At 62.9% G+C, this 16,412-nt stretch carries 13 protein-coding genes; 7 read left to right on the top strand and 6 right to left on the bottom strand.

What is annotated here, in order from left to right:
- Positions 1 to 98 precede the first annotated feature (98 nt).
- A complete protein-coding gene (locus tag AADJ02_RS12280) occupies positions 99 to 1,034 on the bottom strand; it encodes a glycosyltransferase (RefSeq protein WP_341213302.1) in 936 nt (311 codons plus the stop codon).
- Between the two features lie 220 nt (positions 1,035 to 1,254).
- Between AADJ02_RS12280 and AADJ02_RS12275 the strand changes: the two genes are divergently transcribed.
- Together AADJ02_RS12275 and AADJ02_RS12270 are read left to right on the top strand one after the other, a co-directional pair.
- A complete protein-coding gene (locus AADJ02_RS12275; protein ID WP_341213301.1) occupies positions 1,255 to 2,418 on the top strand; it encodes a hypothetical protein in 1,164 nt (387 codons plus the stop codon).
- Between the two features lie 191 nt (positions 2,419 to 2,609).
- Positions 2,610 to 3,431 (top strand): VPLPA-CTERM sorting domain-containing protein, encoded by an 822-nt coding sequence (locus tag AADJ02_RS12270; RefSeq protein WP_341213300.1) that lies wholly within the window; start codon positions 2,610 to 2,612, stop codon positions 3,429 to 3,431.
- 114 nt (positions 3,432 to 3,545) lie between these two features.
- On the opposite strand, the gene AADJ02_RS12265 is transcribed toward AADJ02_RS12270, so the two are convergent.
- The 3 genes from AADJ02_RS12265 to AADJ02_RS12255 are packed head-to-tail and all read right to left on the bottom strand — an operon-like array spanning position 3,546 to position 6,818.
- On the bottom strand, positions 3,546 to 4,370 hold the full coding sequence (locus AADJ02_RS12265) for a CpsD/CapB family tyrosine-protein kinase (RefSeq protein ID WP_341213299.1): 825 nt from the start codon (positions 4,368 to 4,370) through the stop codon (positions 3,546 to 3,548).
- A 31-nt stretch (positions 4,371 to 4,401) separates the two neighbouring features.
- Complete coding sequence (locus tag AADJ02_RS12260) at positions 4,402 to 5,964, bottom strand: lipopolysaccharide biosynthesis protein (RefSeq protein ID WP_341213298.1); 1,563 nt, start codon at positions 5,962 to 5,964, stop codon at positions 4,402 to 4,404.
- Positions 5,961 to 6,818 (bottom strand): AAA family ATPase, encoded by an 858-nt coding sequence (locus tag AADJ02_RS12255; protein WP_341213297.1) that lies wholly within the window; start codon positions 6,816 to 6,818, stop codon positions 5,961 to 5,963. The genes AADJ02_RS12260 and AADJ02_RS12255 overlap by 4 nt, the downstream gene beginning before the upstream one ends.
- 442 nt (positions 6,819 to 7,260) lie before the next feature.
- Between AADJ02_RS12255 and AADJ02_RS12250 the strand changes: the two genes are divergently transcribed.
- From AADJ02_RS12250 to xrtD, 5 genes are all read left to right on the top strand, one after another.
- The gene (locus tag AADJ02_RS12250; protein WP_341213296.1) at positions 7,261 to 7,929 is read left to right on the top strand and encodes a sugar transferase; all 669 of its coding nucleotides are present in this window, start codon (positions 7,261 to 7,263) and stop codon (positions 7,927 to 7,929) included.
- Positions 7,930 to 8,049: 120 nt separating this feature from the next.
- On the top strand, positions 8,050 to 10,506 hold the full coding sequence (locus tag AADJ02_RS12245; RefSeq protein WP_341213295.1) for a tetratricopeptide repeat protein: 2,457 nt from the start codon (positions 8,050 to 8,052) through the stop codon (positions 10,504 to 10,506).
- 148 nt (positions 10,507 to 10,654) lie between these two features.
- Positions 10,655 to 11,260 (top strand): polysaccharide biosynthesis/export family protein, encoded by a 606-nt coding sequence (locus AADJ02_RS12240; protein ID WP_341213294.1) that lies wholly within the window; start codon positions 10,655 to 10,657, stop codon positions 11,258 to 11,260.
- A 28-nt stretch (positions 11,261 to 11,288) separates the two neighbouring features.
- Positions 11,289 to 12,659, top strand: coding sequence for a porin (locus AADJ02_RS12235; RefSeq protein WP_341213293.1), 1,371 nt, complete (start codon positions 11,289 to 11,291; stop codon positions 12,657 to 12,659).
- A 104-nt stretch (positions 12,660 to 12,763) separates the two neighbouring features.
- On the top strand, positions 12,764 to 14,356 hold the full coding sequence (xrtD, locus tag AADJ02_RS12230) for a VPLPA-CTERM-specific exosortase XrtD (RefSeq protein WP_341213292.1): 1,593 nt from the start codon (positions 12,764 to 12,766) through the stop codon (positions 14,354 to 14,356).
- A gap of 2 nt (positions 14,357 to 14,358) precedes the next feature.
- Here the strand turns inward: xrtD and AADJ02_RS12225 are convergent, their stop codons facing one another.
- Together AADJ02_RS12225 and AADJ02_RS12220 are read right to left on the bottom strand one after the other, a co-directional pair.
- Entirely contained in the window at positions 14,359 to 16,140 is a 1,782-nt protein-coding gene (locus tag AADJ02_RS12225; RefSeq protein WP_341213291.1) for a sialate O-acetylesterase, read from the bottom strand.
- Positions 16,140 to 16,400 carry a hypothetical protein gene (locus AADJ02_RS12220; RefSeq protein ID WP_341213290.1) on the bottom strand — a complete coding sequence of 87 codons (261 nt, stop codon included), beginning with the start codon at positions 16,398 to 16,400 and terminating at the stop codon, positions 16,140 to 16,142. The genes AADJ02_RS12225 and AADJ02_RS12220 overlap by 1 nt, the downstream gene beginning before the upstream one ends.
- Positions 16,401 to 16,412 lie beyond the last annotated feature (12 nt).

The raw sequence follows: 16,412 nt of genomic DNA, 5'->3' as shown, positions 1-16,412 counted from the left end.
TGTGACTCGCTGTTCAGACCCGACATGAACCGGTATCCGCGAAGGACTATGGCCGTGCCGTGGCGAGGACAAGGAGACAACGTCGTGCGCAAGGTGTTTCACCGCGGGTCCGGGCGATTCCACTGCTCCACCAGCCGGTCGGACCCACCCCGCAGAAGCAGCCGCGTCATCACCCGCATCCGGTAGAAACGGATCTGCGCAAGACAGGCGATCGCCTCGAGCCTCACGCGCGGGCCGCGGATCCGGTCCGATGCGAGCACACGGGGGATCTCTGCCAGGGGCGACACCCCCATCGCCAGCGTCTTGGCGACCCACTTTGCCCGTCCGCCGCGACGCTGCTTTGCGCCTTCGAAATCATGCGCGGTATGTCGGTCCCACTTGGCGCGCAATTCGGCAAAGCTGTCACGGCCGGGATGAAACGCCTGCATCTCCGCGACATAGGTTATGACATAACCGGCCCGCGTCGCCCGCTGGCCCCAGTCGCGATCCTCGGCCACCCCTGCCCCGGCAAAGGGGCCAACCGCTTCGATCACACTACGCCGCGCCGCAAGATTGCCGGTCCCGGTAAAGCCCTGCTCGCGGATGTAGCGGTCCATCCGGTAAGCATAGACGCTCTCGTAGGCTTCGATCCGGGTCGGTCGGGCCGGGTCGACGAGCAAAATGCGTACATCGCCACCAAGGATCTGCGCCTCGGGTTGCGCAAACCGCGCACGGATCGTGTCGAGCCACCCCTCGCCCGCGACGCAGTCGGCATCGATGAAGGCCAGCAGATCGTGGCGCGCCGCTGCGACGCCGGTGTTGCGCGCGGGTCCCGGCCCCGGCTGCGCCTCTTCAAGGAGTTGCACGCCGGGAAAGGCATCGCACACCTCACGCGGCAACTGGCCCGACCCGTTGTCGACGATGATGATCTCGTCCTGCTCGGCAAGCTGCGGCACCAAGGCGCGCAGGCCGCGCTCCAACGCCTCGGGCTGATTGAGGTGGGGGATGACGATGGATATTGGCATTGCCGCCGGGCGGTGAACATCATGTTTCATGAGACAGAGAACTCCATACACCCGCGCCCGGATACAAGGCCGATCGGCCGTGCTCCTGAACCGTGACAACTTATGGTCGGATACCGGTCGGGGGCAAGACGCCGTGGGACCGGGTCGACGCGCCTTTCTGGGCGGCGTGGCCCTCGCGGCCTTGGGTGCGCTGCCCGCGGCTTGGCCCGATCCTGTATCTGCGCAGGGCCGTCCGGCTCCGCGCAGCGTCATGCTCGACGGCACCTTACGCCTGGCAAGGGTCGCGCCCTATCTGACCATCGCCCATCTCCCCGAACCGCCGGAGCGCGAGCCGCAGCCGATCATCGACCCCGAGCGTGACGACGACGCGGCGCGCTACCTGCGCCGCCTGGCCGCCAGTGGTCGTGCCGCAGGGCTCGATTCCGTCTATTACGACAATCGCGATGACGGGCATTCCGAGCTGCCCCCGACCGCTTTTCCGCAGATCACGCGGATACGTTATGATGATGTATTGCGGGCAAAAGGGCTCGGCTATGGCCTTGCCGGAGCGCTGCTCTTCGACCGGATCGTGATCGGCAACTCATCGACCGCCTACACGAGCGGGCCGGACGCAAGAAGCCTGCCTCGCCACGCAATGACACACCCACCAGAACCGCAGCGCGCCTATGCAAGCTACGCGCTCAATCACATCTACGTCTACCCCGAGCACCGCGACCACGACGAGGCCGACCTGTTTCCGGCGAACTGGCCCTACATGCTGATCAGCCAGGGCTCATCCTACAGCGACCGCCCGTTCCTCGAAGCGATCGCAATGACCATCGCGGCGTTTCGCCCGGAGACCCTCGCGCGGCTCGAACGGGAGCAGCTTCTCGCCCCGACGGTGCAGATGGTGTTCCGACGCGCGCAGTTGCGGGTTCGCAGCCGGAGCGCCTATCTATCCGGAGAGGCCCACCCTGCGGTGTTCGATGCGGACGCAATACAGCCGGTGCGAATGATGGCCTTGGCCCAATCGATCGCGCCTGAGGACATCCCCCCGATGGTGCGACTGAGGGTGGAACATGAGGCGGACGAACTGGTACGGGATGGATCAGCGCCTCGTGGTTATTGGTTCGACACGCCCTCCTCGATCGCAAGAACTTGGTACTCTGGCGATGAACCCCGCACGATAATTCTGTCGTCGAGCGAGACATCGGACCCGAACCAACGTCCCCTTCGGTTCGAGTGGCTGGTCATCGGAACCGCCCCGGAAAACGTTCGCCTCGTTCCGCAGGGACCCAATGGCGCCAGTATGCGGATCGTCTTTCGGCAGGGGGCGCTGTCGGGTCAGCGGATCGACATCGCGGTGATCGCCGACAACGGACGTCATCTCAGCGCGCCTGCATTTTTCTCGGTGACATACGGCGGCCACATTTGATTCGGCGCCCGATTGTCAAATGACACAGCCGCAAGCAACCAGATTCGGATCCGAAGCGGCGACGGCGGTGCCGGTAGGGAGAAATTGATGCCCTCAGGTAAACAATCTCTGGAGGAGTTGACCCTTGGAAAGGCCTGTCTCTCTGACATTTTTGTGAAAGAGGCGGATTTGTGGCACTAAGTCGACCTTTCATGCGCATCCCCTATTTCCGGCAGCCTGCAACATGCTATTCTCCCAGCAAGGGAGTGCCGGGCATAGTGCTAGCACGAGTAAAAGGTTTTGATATGAAAGCGTCTTTTAAGATTCTCGTAACCGCTTCGGCTCTGGCCGTCGCTGCGGCAACAGGCGCCTCGGCCGCGCGCTTGGATTTCACCGATGCGAGCGTTTACACCGGTAATGCTCCGACGGGTACGATCGGCGCCGGTCCGACCATGACCACCTGGACGCTTTCGGCGACGGGCGGCAAACTGAACTACAAAACTCCGGCCGATGGCACCTATGCGGCTGGCAACGGTGGCCTGAGCCTCAAGCGTGACTATGACGGTGTTGGCGTCAATGACGACGAAATTACCCAGGCTGCTGGCAAAAACCAAAGCGTTTTGCTGACGTTTACCAAGTCGATCTACCTGACTGCGGTGCACGTTCTTGACCTCTTTAAAACCGCTGACCTCGCGACGGCGCCTGGTGGGCAGGAGAAGGCTTTCGTGTACGACCCCGACAATCTGATCCTGGAGATCTTTGCTGTTAACGATCTTGGGGACAAGCCGAATAACGGCGGTTATCAGACCGAAAAGCTCGCAGAGGCCGTGCAGGTGTCGAAGCTGAAGTTCATGGCCGGTGGCACGAACGATAACCCGACGAACACTCGGGACTTCGCGCTCGCGGCAATCGACTACGAGTTCGACAAGCCCGATAGCGCCCCGAACCCGGTTCCGCTGCCGGCCGGTGGTCTGCTGCTGCTGGGCGCCCTCGGTGGCCTTGGCCTGGCGAAGCGTCGTCGCAAGACCGCCTGATACGGTCGATACATTAGACCTTTGATATGAAGAAGGGCCGCGAGAGCGGCCCTTTTTCTATGTCGAGTAGTATATGAAAGTTCGAAGAGGATGGCATCCCCCCCTTCGAGACCCTCAGCCGTAGTAGTTGTAGCCGTATTCCTTGCCCATGTAGCGACACTTGTTGAGCACGACCCCAAGCACGTTGGTCCGCTCGCCCAGCTCACGCTCGCAGTCGTCAAGCTCCTTGATCGTGGTGCTTTCGGCCGCTGCAACGAGCAGCACACAATCGACACTGTCTGCAAATCCAATCATGTCGTCGCTGACGAGCATCGGCGGCATATCAAAAATCAGCAAGCTCGGAGCGTAAGACGCTTCGATCTCCTCCAAGGCAGCCTTCATCGTGTCGCTTTGCAGCAGCTCGGACGGGTGACGCGCAGTGGTCGCGTTTGCACCCACGGCCAAATTGGACCCAATACGCCGCAGCTGTGACGCGATCGGTGCGTCACCTTCGAGAACCTTTGAAAACTGCAGATCAGTCTTGGGCATGCCCAAGGTTGACGCAAGATTGGGACGGCGGAGGTCCATCTCGATGAGGATCGGTGCGTGTTCGACTTGACGCGCAATACCGAATGCCAAGTTGAGGCTCGTCGTAGTCTTGCCGCATGAGCTGTTCGGCGAGGTAATAGCCAGCCGCTTCCAGCCCTTGTCCCGCATCAACTGCAGCACCTTGGTGCGCAGCATGTCCAGTGGCACGGACAGCTCGCTCCGTTCCAGGGTGTGAACCCGATTCTTGGCCAGAAACTTCGGATTGGGCTCAAAGGTCTGCAATGCATCCCAGCGCTCCTGAACCTCGTCAGGCCGCGCCAATTTGCTCACCCGGGACTCGGCTGGTTTCCGGCCGGGTGCACCTGTGCGTTTCGATCGAGCGCGCTCCAGCGCGGATTGGATACGCTCCATCAGCGATCATCCTTCATGATAGGGACCAAGCTCATGCGCCCGGACCTCCGCGAAGCTTCACGAAAAGTCCGTTCAGGCCTGTCCGGTCCGCAAGCCGGTCCAGGATGAGATCAAGAGGCATGTAATAGGTGTCGAGTGCCCAAATGGCGGCTGGGATACCGATGAGCAAGAAAAGCAAAGCGCCGCTGATAAGCCCTCGACGTACGGCACGCTCACGTCGCGTCCGTACATATGGCAGTGTTCCCAACGGGGTGATTCCAAGCTTGTTCGTGATCTCCACCGGGCGGCGAATGGAAGAGTTGAGAAGCTCGAACAGCACCACCAGGGCAAGCCCGAGCGCGGTGCCGCCCCCAACGCTTGCAGCCGCGATCATCGGTCGGTTGGGCCGCTCGGGGCGATTTTCGACACGCGCCTCCTCAAGGAGGGTGATGCGCTGCCCCTTGGATAGCACTTCGATCCGCTCACCTGTGCGCGCCTCGGAGAGACGGGCGAGAGCCGCGTTGTACTGCTGTTGCGACGCCGAATAGCTGCGATTGAGCTCTTCAAGCGCGATGGAGTTGCTGGGCGTGGATTCGATCGTTTTCTGGATCGAGTTCACTTCATCCGCGTTGCGCTCAATCTCTTCATCGATCCGCTCAAGCTGTGACGCGATATCGGCCATCTGGATCTCGTACAGGCTCGGTCCCTCGTCATCCTGCGTCGACCCCTGATTGGAAGCGACACTCGATTCGAGCGCGGCGACCCGCGCCTGCAGCACCTTCACCTTCGGGTTCTGGCTGGAATAAACCAGCAACGCGTTGTCGAGTTCAGCTTGAAGTTGCGACAACTCGCGCTGTGCAGGGCTCAGGTTTTCGCTGACGGGAGCCACGCGTCCGGTGCGCTGGTAGAGATCCTCGAGGGTGGCACGCCGCTCGACGAGCGAGTTGCGATCGCGCTGGAGCTGCAAGGAGCGCTCCTGGAGCGATGCCTGCTGGCTGCGAAGATAGGTCAGGGATTCGGGGAGGGCGTTCTGGTTGGCCAGCTTGAACTCGAGGATCTCTCTGCTCTTGCGATCGATCTCGGCACTCAGCCTGTTCACCTCATCCTCGAAGAACTCCGAGGTCTGCGTCGCGCGACCGGCGCGCATTTCCACCGACTGCGAGAGAATGCGGCTCACCAGATCATTGGTGACTTCAGCGACCTTGCGAGGGTTGCTCCCCGAAAACTGGACAGTCAGCGTGTTGCTGCCACTGCGGCCGAAGGACGGGTCGATGACGACCCTTTGCCGCATGTCACTGACGATTGCGTCCGGATTGACGCCGTTGCGGTTGGGATAGATTTGCAAGTCGTCGGCAATTTCGAGCAGCGTGTTACGGGTTAGCAGCATCTGCTTGATGATCTCAGCCTGCTCTCCCGGGCCGGTCTTTACGGTCGAAGCCGCCAGTTCGTTGGGAATTTGCGCCCCCTCGATCAGCAGCACGGCACGCGACACGAACACCGGCGGCAACATCACGGCGATGCTGGTACCGGCCGCGGAGACGATGATCGCCACCAGCAAGAAGTAGTGGATGCGGCGGAAGAAGATCGAGAGGTAGTAACGGAGGTCAAATTTCATATTACAGCATTTTCCAAGCGCAGCACGCCGGCGAAGAAGACGCCGTCCCGCAGAACATTTTCTATCGTCGTTCCATCAACCTCATCGAGATCGTCGCTGCTTGCGTAGATGAGGGCGAAGTCGGCAAGCTGGTTCACCAGGCGAGGAATGCCTTGGGTCGCGCCGAAGATGCGAGAGGTGGCCTCCGGAGTAAAGATCCTACGCCCGGCCCCCGCTCGCTCCATCCGGTGGTGAATATATGCGGTCACGGTCGCCTCGTCCATCGCCGAGAGGTGGAAGCTGGCCGCAATGCGCTGCGCGAACTGCGTCAGGTCGGGGCGGCGAACCAACGTGCGCAACTCGGGCTGGCCCACTAGGATCAGCTGCAAGAGCTCGTCCTTGTTGGCGTTGATGTTGGTGAACATGCGCAATTCTTCGAGTGTCTCACGATCAAGGTTCTGTGCCTCGTCGAAGATGAGCACGACCTTGCGGCCTTCCGCGTACTCATCGATCAGAAAGGTCTGGAACTGCTTGAACAGATCGACATAGGAGGACTCCGGCGTGGTCGTCTGGTCCAGCGCCATCAAGACCCAGCGCAGCAGGTCGCCGCGGCCGCCATGCGCGTTGGCGATCATTCCGATCGTGATATCTTCGCCCACCTGCTTCAGAAGATGGTGCAGCAACGTGGTCTTGCCGATTCCGACGTCGCCGGAGATCAGGGTGATCGGCGCACCGGTATACAGACCGTACTCGAGCATGGTGTAGGCGCGCCGGTGACCCGGGGACCAGAACAGGAAGTCCGGATCCGGAACCAGCGAAAATGGCCTCTGATCGAGACCGAATTGTTCCATGTAGATTTTGGCGACCTCGGACATGGCGCTCCTGACCTCGACGACTCCTGCAGAGAGCCCCATACATACAAACCGGTCGCGCGTTGCGACCGTCAACCACGCACCCCCTCGAAAGCAGGTCCGTGCTACCCTGTTTCGCACCTGCCGCAAGATTTCAAGTCAACATGGCGAGGGAAGGTTCGCTCGGTGACAAGATGCAGGCGCCCTCGCCGCGCACACGCGCAGGCCCACTGCCGCCGCTATCGATACAATCCCTAGAATTTACTCGGTTTTGTGCAGCGGATTGGGTCACAAATGTGGCGAGACTTGGTTGCCACCATGGCACCCGTGAGCTAAGTATGTTGCACCAGCTGCTGGACGATATCGGCGCGCTCAAAGTGACCCGGCATTTTTGGATGGTCACGCAGGCCGATGAGGCGAGTGTATTAAGTGGGCCGTCAGGCTCAGGCATGTGAGAGTTTTGCAAATGACAGTTCATTTTCCCGAACTATCCCGTCCGGGCCTCGACACCACGACCAAGCGCAGCAAGTTTTACTCTCAATATGCCAAGCGTTTACTCGACCTGACACTGGTTCTGCTCAGCCTGCCTGCGGTGCTTCCCGTGGTACTGTTGCTCGCGCTCGCGGTCTTTGTTCAGGATGGAGGCATGCCTTTCTACCGCCAGCGCCGTGTCGGTCGCGGAGGTCGAACCTTCACGATGTGGAAGCTTCGCAGCATGGTTTGCGACGCCGAGGCACGGCTGCAGGCGCATCTGGCAGAAGATCGGGCAAGCCGCGAGGAATGGAACAGCAAGCAAAAGCTTTCCAACGATCCGCGCATCACTTCGATTGGCCGGGTATTGCGCTCAAGCTCGCTCGACGAACTGCCGCAGCTGCTGAACGTGTTGACCGGCGATATGTCCCTCGTGGGTCCCCGGCCGATGCTGCCCGAGCAGAAGTCGCTCTATAGCGGTGAAGCCTACTATACGCTGCGCCCCGGCATCACCGGCACCTGGCAGATTTCCGAGCGCAACGCCTCGTCTTTCTCGAGCCGCGCGGTGTTCGACAACGATTATGCCGAACGCCTGTCGCTGACGACCGACATCTCGATCCTCGGCGCAACTTGTGGCGTGGTGCTGAAAAGAACGGGCTGCTGACCCCACGCCATTGACCCTCGCATCGATCAAGAGCCTGTGGCATTGATTGCGCAAAGTGCACTCATTCGTAGCCCGGGTTAAATCATCATGCGCGTCTCTGCTTCCCTGAGAAAACCGATTTTGGCCTTTGCCCTGCTGGCGGCCCTCGGTGCCTGCGAAAGTTCGGAAGAGCGCGCGGCGCGTCACTACGAATCCGGGGTCGAGCTTGCCGAGGCAGGCGACCCCACCCGCGCACTGGTCGAATTGCGCAACGTATTCAAGCTCGACCCGGATCACGAGGAGGCGCGGCTGCTCTATGCCCGGCTGCTGAACCAGACATCCGCGCGCGGCGATGCCTACAAACAGTATCTGCGGCTGGTGCAGCAATTCCCGAACAATATCGAAGCTCTTAGCGAATTCAGCGCGCTGGCCGTCGCCAATACCGATTGGCCGAACGCCCGCAAATACTTGCCGCGCGCCTTGGAAGCCGCCCCCGACGACCTGACCCTGAAGGGGCTCAAATCGGCTGTCGACTATCAGCAGGGCATTGAGGAAGACAACGCAGACCTGCGGGCCGAAGCTCTGAAACAGGCCGAGATCGTCTTGGCTCAGGACGACACCCAGATCCCGCCACTCCAGGTGCGAATCGATGCTTTGCTGCGTGCAGAAGATGGGGCGGCGGCGCTGCGTGAGGTCGAACGCGCGATCACCTTGCAGCCCGACGATCTCAACTATCATGAGCTGAAGCTGACACTGCTCGACGAGATGGGGCAATCGGACGACGTCGGCGCCCACCTCGAGGAGATCTACCGTCAGTTTCCCGAGAACGAGCGCATTCGCCAGCGCCTCATCCGCTGGTATTTGGAAGCCGAAAAGCTCGACGAAGCCGAGGCATTCCTGCGTGGTGAGGTCGAACGCGCGGACCCGGCCGACCGCGATGAGGCGCTGGCCACGGTTGTCGAGTTCCTGCGCGTGACGCAGGGGCCCAACGCCGCCATGGCCGAGGTCGACAGGCTGATCGAAGCGGGCGAGAATCAGGACCTCTTCCGCAGCCTGCGCGCCGGTCTGATGCTTCAGGAGGGCCGCATCGACGAAGCGGTGGCCCTGCTGCGCGAGATCACCGAATCCGCTGAACCCTCTCAGCAGACGGACAGGATCCGGATCACCTTGGCGCGGGTGCTTGAAAGCCAAGGCGACCAAGTTGGCGCGCGTGCGCTGATCGAAGAGGTGCTTACACAGGATCCGTCGAACGTCGGGGCGCTGAAGATGCGCGCCGGTTGGCTGATCGAGACCGACAAGACCGGCGAGGCCATCGCCGCGCTGCGCGTCGCGCTCGATCAGGAACCCCGAGACGTCGAAACGCTCGCGCTCATGGCCGAGGCCCACGAGCGCGAGGGCAACTACCAACTCGCGGGGGAGCGCCTGTCGCTCGCGGTGGAATCGTCGAACTACACCCCCGAGACGGCAACCAACTACGCCCGCTTTCTGGTTCAGCGCGATCAACCTGACCAAGCCGAGCAGGTGCTTGCCGCATCGCTGCGGCGGAATCCGGGCGCCTATCCGCTGCTGATCGAAATGGGCCAGCTCTTCCTCCGCACACAGGATTGGCGCCGGGTCGAAGAGATCGCGACGCGGCTCGCTCAGTTTCAGAACCCGGAGGCGCAACAGACCGCCCTTGGGCTGCGCACGGCCGCGCTGCAGGGTCAGAACCGGCTCGACGAGACCAACGCCTATCTGCAGGAGATGCTCGACACGGGCGCGGCGGGTCCCCAAGCCGCAGCGCTGGTGATCCAGAACATGCTGCGCGAGAACAAAATCGACGAGGCCAAGGCCTATCTCGAGGCGCAGCTCGAGCGGGAGCCTGAGAGCGTCGAATACCGGTTCCTGCAAGCTGGTCTCGACCTCGCCACGGGGAATGAAGCAGCCGCGATCGCCACCTATCGCGAACTGATCGAGGCGTCTCCGGAGATGCCCCGCTTCCACCAGGCCCTTGCGCTGGCCTTGCTCGATCAGGGAAAAGAGGATGAGGCGGATGCGGTGATCGCTGCGGGGATCGAGGCGACCGGTGAGCCGAGCCTGCGACTGATGCAGGCCAATCGCGCCGAAGCGCGTGGCGATCTCGCCGGAGCCATCGAGATCTACGAAGGCCTCTACGCCGAGGACAGCTCGAACCTGCTCGTGGCCAACAACCTCGCCAGCTTGCTCTCCACGACGGATGAAAGCCCGGAAGCTCTTGAGCGAGCACAAGTCATCGCACGCCGCCTGCGCGATACCGAGATTCCGCCCCTGCAGGACACCTATGGCTGGATCGCGCTGCGTCGCGGAGATGTCGAAGAGGCGCTGGCCTACCTCGAGCCCGCCGCCGCCGGCATGCCCGACCACCCCGAAACGCAGCTTCATCTTGGCCTTGCCTACATCGAAGCCGGGAGGCGGGACGAAGCGCGCGAGGTGCTGGAGCGCGCCCGCGAACTGGCACCTGCGGATAGCCCGGTGGCAAAGGCGGTGGAGACGGCACGCGATCGGCTTGAGACATCCGACTCGACCGCGCCTTCGGCTCCCTCGGAGAATGCACCGTCGGATGACGCTTCGGCACAGTGAGAGATCACGGATAACCTGTTGTAGCGCTGCGACAGGGCCGGTTGTCCGGCCCGTCCGGTCAAGGCAGTCCTGTGCGCTGACCCGTTTATCGCTTAGTCAGAACCAAAGGGGGTGTTCAGCCCCGTCAGTTGAAGCTTGAGGTCGAGTCATGAAAATCCTATTCGCGGTCGCCGCGCTGCTGCTGACCACCATCAGCGCTTCAGCGCAGAACTATCAGCTCAAGCCGGGCGACACGGTGACCATCGAAGTGCTCGAAGATCCTTCGATCAACCGACAAACCTTCGTGCTGCCTGATGGGACGATCAACGTTCCGCTCGCGGGCACAATTCAGGCCGCTGGCCGGTCGCTCAGCCAGATCGAGCGCAACATCTCGACCGCGCTGGCGCCGAACTTCGCCGTGGCACCAACCGTCTTCGTCGGCGTCGCCGCTCTTGCCGTGCCTAAAGAGGTCCCGCCCCAGCCCGAGCGGGTCGAACCGGTCGTCACCGCCTTCGTAACCGGCGAGATCGGCAACCCCGGCGTGCGGTCGATGCCCGAAGGCACCAAGCTCCTGCAGTTCCTGGCCGTGGCCGGTGACTTCGGCCCCTTCGCCGCGACCAAGCGTCTGCAGCTACGCCGCACCAACATCGACGGCACCACGCAGATCATTCTGGTCAACTACGACGCCCTGCTGCGCGGCGCGGCGCTGGTGAGCAACTTCACCATCCTCGACGGCGACGTGCTCGTCGTGCCGCAGCGTCGCTTGTTCGAATGACGCTCGGCTGCGTCGGAGACCGATCCAGATGAAATCTCGCGTTGCTGGCTTTCTCGCCATCTCGGCCCTGCCGCTCACCGTGGTGGGCCCCCTGCTCGCGCAGGAACAGGAACTGCCGCGGTCGCTGCGCTTCTCGCTCGGGCAGACGCTCAGCTACGGCGACACCTCCAGCACCACTGACGAGTCGATCCTGCTATCGACCACCACCTTGGGCTTCAAGACCGGCGTCAAGACGGAGATCACCGATCTCAGCTTCGACACGAGCACGGCGCTTCGCATCGCGGGTGACGGCTCCGGCGGGGCCGAGAGCGAGATCGATCAGCCGCGCCTGCAGTTGAAATACGCGCGCCGGGCCGCCGATGCCGACATCGCCGTCGCGGCCAGCTTCCGGCGCGACGACATCACCTATCTGCGGCTGCTCGACATATTCGTCGATGAAGAGGGCAACCTGCTGCTGCCCGACGACATTTTCCAGCTTCAAGGCAGCGGCGAGCGGCGCGATTACAGCGCCTCGGTACAAGTCAACGCGCGCAAGCAAGCCCCGCTGACGCTGTCGTTCGGGCTTAATCTCTCGGGCCGAGACTATGTGGGCGTCGACACGGACGCGCTGTTCGATTCGCGCACGACTGGCGCGAATGTGGGTGTGGGGCTGCGGTTCTCGCCTGTCATGCAAGGCAATCTCGCGGCTTCGGCTTCGCTCTACGAAGCCGAGGATATTGAAGAGACCGAGCGGCTGCGGCAATCGTTGAGCTTTGGCCTCACCCGTGAGCTGCGAGAGGATCTGAGCCTCGGGGCGTCGATCGGCGTCTCGAGCATCGAGACCGAGACCATCGCAGGCACCGATCGAATCGAAGGCCTGACCGGCAGTCTCAACCTCGACATCGACCGGCCCAATGGCGCGATTTCCACGTCCATCGCGGCAGAAACCACCCTGAGCGGCACCCGCATCAACGCGCAAATCGGACGCAACCTTTCGCTCGCCAACGGCGGTAGCCTCAATGCCTCGATCGGCGTGACCCGCCCCGAAGACACCGGCGAGATCGACACGGTGGCGACGCTCGGGCTCAATCGTCCGCTCGGGACGGGCCAACTCGGACTCACCTACTCGCGCAGCGCCACCTTGGTCGGCGTCGATCAGGAAGAGAGCCTCGTGAACCAGCTGTCGGCAAGCTACGCGCGGCCCCTGACCGAACTGCTGTCGATCGGCCTGAACGGCGCCTATGTGGACTCGGACGGCGATTCGCGGTCCAGCCTCTCGGCAAGTGTGAACTACGCGCTGGCCGAGAATCTGTCGGTAAACACCGGATACCGCTTTGACAGCAGCGCCAGCGATGGCACCGACGACGACGATAGCAGCATCTTCATCGGCCTGGGCCGCTCCTTCGACTTCCCCTATTAAGTGCGGCCTCAACCATCACGTCAGAATCCGGCTGCGCTCGCTGCGTCGGCTGCTATGATGCAGCCGATGCCAGTGATGATAGTGTTTCGCCCAAGGATCGTTCCATGACCGACGCCAGCACCGCCTCGACCCTTTCCGCAAGTCGCGGCAAGGGCCTTGGTTTTATGTGGTTTTTGTTGCTGGTGGCCGGGGCCGTTCCGGTGTTCTGGCTCGGGCTGGAGTCTTTGGCCTATGCTTGGAGCACGCCGGAATACAGCCATGGACCCCTGATCCCGCTGATCTCGCTCTATCTCTTTTTGCGGGAGTTGCGAGACACGCCGCATCAACCAGACACCTCGATGATCCGCTGGCCCGGTATCGTGGTCGTGGCGCTCGGCCTGACGATCGGCGTGTTTGGCAACCTCGCGCGCATCCCCGACATCATCACCTACGGCTTCATCATATGGACCGGCGGCGTGGTTCTGACCTGCATGGGCTGGAGCCGTGGACGTCGTCATCAATTGCCGGTGCTGCACCTCGTCTTCATGCTGCCGCTGCCGCAGATCATCTACTGGAAGATGAACATCTTCCTGCAGGGGGTCAGCTCCGAGCTGGGCGTGTGGTTCGTGGCCCTCGCTGGCGTGCCGGTCTATCTCGAAGGCAACATCATCGACCTCGGCGTCTACAAGCTGCAGGTGGCCGAGGCCTGTTCGGGTCTGCGATATCTCTTTCCAATCCTGAGCTTTTCGTACCTCTTCGCGATCCTCTATCGCGGCCCGCTGTGGCACAAGGCGCTGTTGTTGATCGCTGCCGCGCCGCTCACCGTGCTGATGAATTCGTTCCGGATCGGCGTCGTCGGCGTGCTCGTGAACCGCTATGGCATCGAACAGGCCGAAGGGTTCATGCACTTCTTCGAAGGCTGGGTGATCTTCCTCGGCTGCGTCGGGATCCTGTTCCTGCTGGCGGTCGTGTTGCAGCGCACGCAGCGCAACCCCCTGCCCCTCTCCGAGGCGATCGATCTGGACATAAACGGTCTCGGCCCGATGCTCGCGCGCCTGCCCGGCATGCGTTCGGGCCTCGGCCTGATTGCTGCCGCCTTGCTGTGCATCACCGTCGGCCTCACCTTCGTTCTGGCACCGCGACCCGAAGCGGTGATGGTGCCGCGCGACAACTTTGACCTGTTCCCGCGCACCATCGGCGACTGGAGCGGCGCGCATACCCCGCTCGACCCCGCCGTCGAGCAAGTGCTCGGCGCCGACGACTACGCCAACATCAGCTATTACGACCCCGACGCGCCGGAATACGTGCACTTTTTCAGCGCCTTCTACGACGACCAGACGCATGGCGAGGGGATTCATTCGCCCGAGGTTTGCCTGCCCGTGGGCGGTTGGGAGGTCTACAGCTTTGACAAGCACGAGGTCGCCTTCCCCGACACCGTCTATGGGACGTTCGAGCTGAACCGCGCGATCATCCAGAAGGGCCTGTCGAAACAGCTGGTCTACTACTGGTTCGAACAGCGCGGACAGCGCATGACGAACGATGTCTACGCCAAGGCCATGGTGCTTTATGACGGGCTGGTGCGCCAGCGCACCGACGGCGCGCTGGTACGGTTCGTAACGCCGATTGGCGAAGAGGAGAGCGAAGCTGATGCCGATGCTCGCCTGCGCGGCATCATGCAAGACGTCCTGCCCAAACTGCCTCGTTTCGTACCGGAGTGATCTCAGGCGAGATCGATGCCACGCGCCGCGAGGCGGGTCTTGCTCCGCTCGTAGATCGCCTCGATTTCGCTCAGGGTCTTGGCCGAGTGCCAGACGACCATTTCGGCAAAATCGACCGCGCCGGTAAAGGCCGTGGAATCAAAGTGCACGTCGCCGAGCGCCACCGCGCGTGGCGAGACCGGGCCGCGGGACGTCGTGCCCGTATTGACCCGGTTGACCGCTCCGCCTTCGAAGTAGACCCGCGTGCCCGTCGCATCCAGCGACACGGCGATGAACAGCCACGCATTGGCCGGCGCATTCGAGTCGAGCGAGACATTGCCCGCCCCCCCATGATTGTTGACGGAAAGGCTGGCCGAGGCGAAGTAAGGGCTCGCTCCTGAAGGCGTTGGACTCGCCCCCCGGTTCAACGTGCCGCCGAGGATGGCGTTGACGTTACCGGGCTTGCGCACCACGAATACCATGGTGATCGCCGCGTTGTCCGAAACCGATGACAGCAGGCCATTCCCCTGCCCCGAGATCGTCAGGAAACTCGAACCACGCTGCGGCGCCGCGCCATTGGCAGTGAGGACCTGCCCCGTCAACATGTCGGCATCGGTGGCGTTGTCGGCCCCGAAAAACCAATGGCCCCGGGCATCCGCTTCGGCCGCCTCGGGCGCACTCGCGGTCGGTGTTTCGCTCTCGATCCCGCTGACTTGGCCCGGTCCAGCCGCGTTCACCGCCGTGACCCGGTAGCCGTAGCGCGTCCCGTTGATGAGGCCCGCATGGACACGGCCCGCGTCGGGGCCGTCCCCCTCCGACAGCACCGACCAAGTCTCGCCCCCATCCGACGTCACCTCGACGAGGTAATCCGTGATCGCGCTGCGGTTCATCGGTGGTTGCGACCAGCTCAGTGCAATCTGGCCGTCGCCGGGCGTCAGGCGAAGATCAGTCACCTGACCCGGTGCCGCGGCCACATTGACCGCCGCCGCGCCAAGCGCTTGGGCATATCGCGCGCCCAGAAGCCGCAAGGACGCTGCGTCGAAATGCACCCCGCCGACCTGGTCCGGTGCCGTCGCCGACGTCTCGACATAGGCCGCATGTGCCACACGATCCGGCGTGGCCTCGATCTGCGCCTGCACCTGCTGCCGAAGCGCATCCTTGGCGACCCATTCCGGAACCATCCCGCCGAGCAAAAAGGGAGTCGTCGGCCCGGCCGCGGCTATGTCGCGCCGAAGCCCGGCGATCAGCGCATCAAGCCGGCTGGCATGCGCATCGGCGGAGGTTGCACTCCCGGTCTCGGCCTCGCCCTGATGCCACAGTATGCCACCGAACACGGAATTTGCCGCAAGGGCCATGGCCCGGTTCGCCCTCGAGACCGCATCGACGTAGAGATCGTCGCCGGGGTTCCAGCGATCATCAACAAAACCGGTCCCACCCCGCGCGGCAGGAACCAGCAGCAGGTCGACGCCCGGGCGATCCGCGAGATAATCGATCGCGAATTGCAGGCTCCAGCCGAAATGTTCTGGTCGGGTGCGGAAATGGTGCTGCAACGGGCGCGAGGGCGCGACGATCCGCGCTTGGCCTGCGGCAACGAGGTTCGCAGCCGGCTGCTGGTCCACCGGATCGAGCGGTGACCAGCGCTGCAACTGGAACGCCGCCTCGGGCCAATCCGGCCCCTCGTCCCAGGGGCCCAGGTCCGTCGCGTTCGATTGACCCGCAACGAGGAAGACGTGAGTCGGCCGCGGCAGGTTCAGGCTGCCTACGACCACGCTCGGCCCGAGCCCTAGCCCGGTCGTGAGCCGCATCAGCCGAGCCCCACGAGACCGGTGGCCGTGGTGCCGGTGGCCCAGACCCGACGAACCCGAACCGGAAAGGCGCATCCGGCGGCGATATGCAGCGTCGCCACGTCACCCGCAACCGAGGTGACCCGCACCGCGCCGCCCTGTGCGGCATTCAGAGCGCGCGTCGCCTGCGGCAGATCGGTCGCGTCATCGGGTTGGATCTGGAACAGGCGGGTGGGCGGACTTTCCAGCCCCGACTGGTGCTTATCGAACGGATCGTGCATTCTGACCTCCTT

The organism is uncultured Limimaricola sp. (assembly GCF_964022235.1).
Lineage (GTDB): Bacteria > Pseudomonadota > Alphaproteobacteria > Rhodobacterales > Rhodobacteraceae > Limimaricola.
The sequence above is the reverse complement of the archived record's forward strand: the minus strand, read 5'-3'. Positions and strand labels throughout refer to the sequence as shown.

Coding starts and splice junctions, on each gene's coding strand:
- AADJ02_RS12220 (WP_341213290.1), bottom strand. CDS start 16,400: ATGCACGATCCGTTCGATAAGCACCAGTCGGGGCTGGAAAGTCCGCCC.
- xrtD (WP_341213292.1), top strand. CDS start 12,764: ATGACCGACGCCAGCACCGCCTCGACCCTTTCCGCAAGTCGCGGCAAG.
- AADJ02_RS12255 (WP_341213297.1), bottom strand. CDS start 6,818: ATGTCCGAGGTCGCCAAAATCTACATGGAACAATTCGGTCTCGATCAG.
- AADJ02_RS12225 (WP_341213291.1), bottom strand. CDS start 16,140: ATGCGGCTCACGACCGGGCTAGGGCTCGGGCCGAGCGTGGTCGTAGGC.
- AADJ02_RS12280 (WP_341213302.1), bottom strand. CDS start 1,034: ATGAAACATGATGTTCACCGCCCGGCGGCAATGCCAATATCCATCGTC.
- AADJ02_RS12250 (WP_341213296.1), top strand. CDS start 7,261: ATGACAGTTCATTTTCCCGAACTATCCCGTCCGGGCCTCGACACCACG.
- AADJ02_RS12270 (WP_341213300.1), top strand. CDS start 2,610: ATGCGCATCCCCTATTTCCGGCAGCCTGCAACATGCTATTCTCCCAGC.
- AADJ02_RS12240 (WP_341213294.1), top strand. CDS start 10,655: ATGAAAATCCTATTCGCGGTCGCCGCGCTGCTGCTGACCACCATCAGC.
- AADJ02_RS12260 (WP_341213298.1), bottom strand. CDS start 5,964: ATGAAATTTGACCTCCGTTACTACCTCTCGATCTTCTTCCGCCGCATC.
- AADJ02_RS12275 (WP_341213301.1), top strand. CDS start 1,255: ATGCTCGACGGCACCTTACGCCTGGCAAGGGTCGCGCCCTATCTGACC.
- AADJ02_RS12265 (WP_341213299.1), bottom strand. CDS start 4,370: ATGGAGCGTATCCAATCCGCGCTGGAGCGCGCTCGATCGAAACGCACA.
- AADJ02_RS12235 (WP_341213293.1), top strand. CDS start 11,289: ATGAAATCTCGCGTTGCTGGCTTTCTCGCCATCTCGGCCCTGCCGCTC.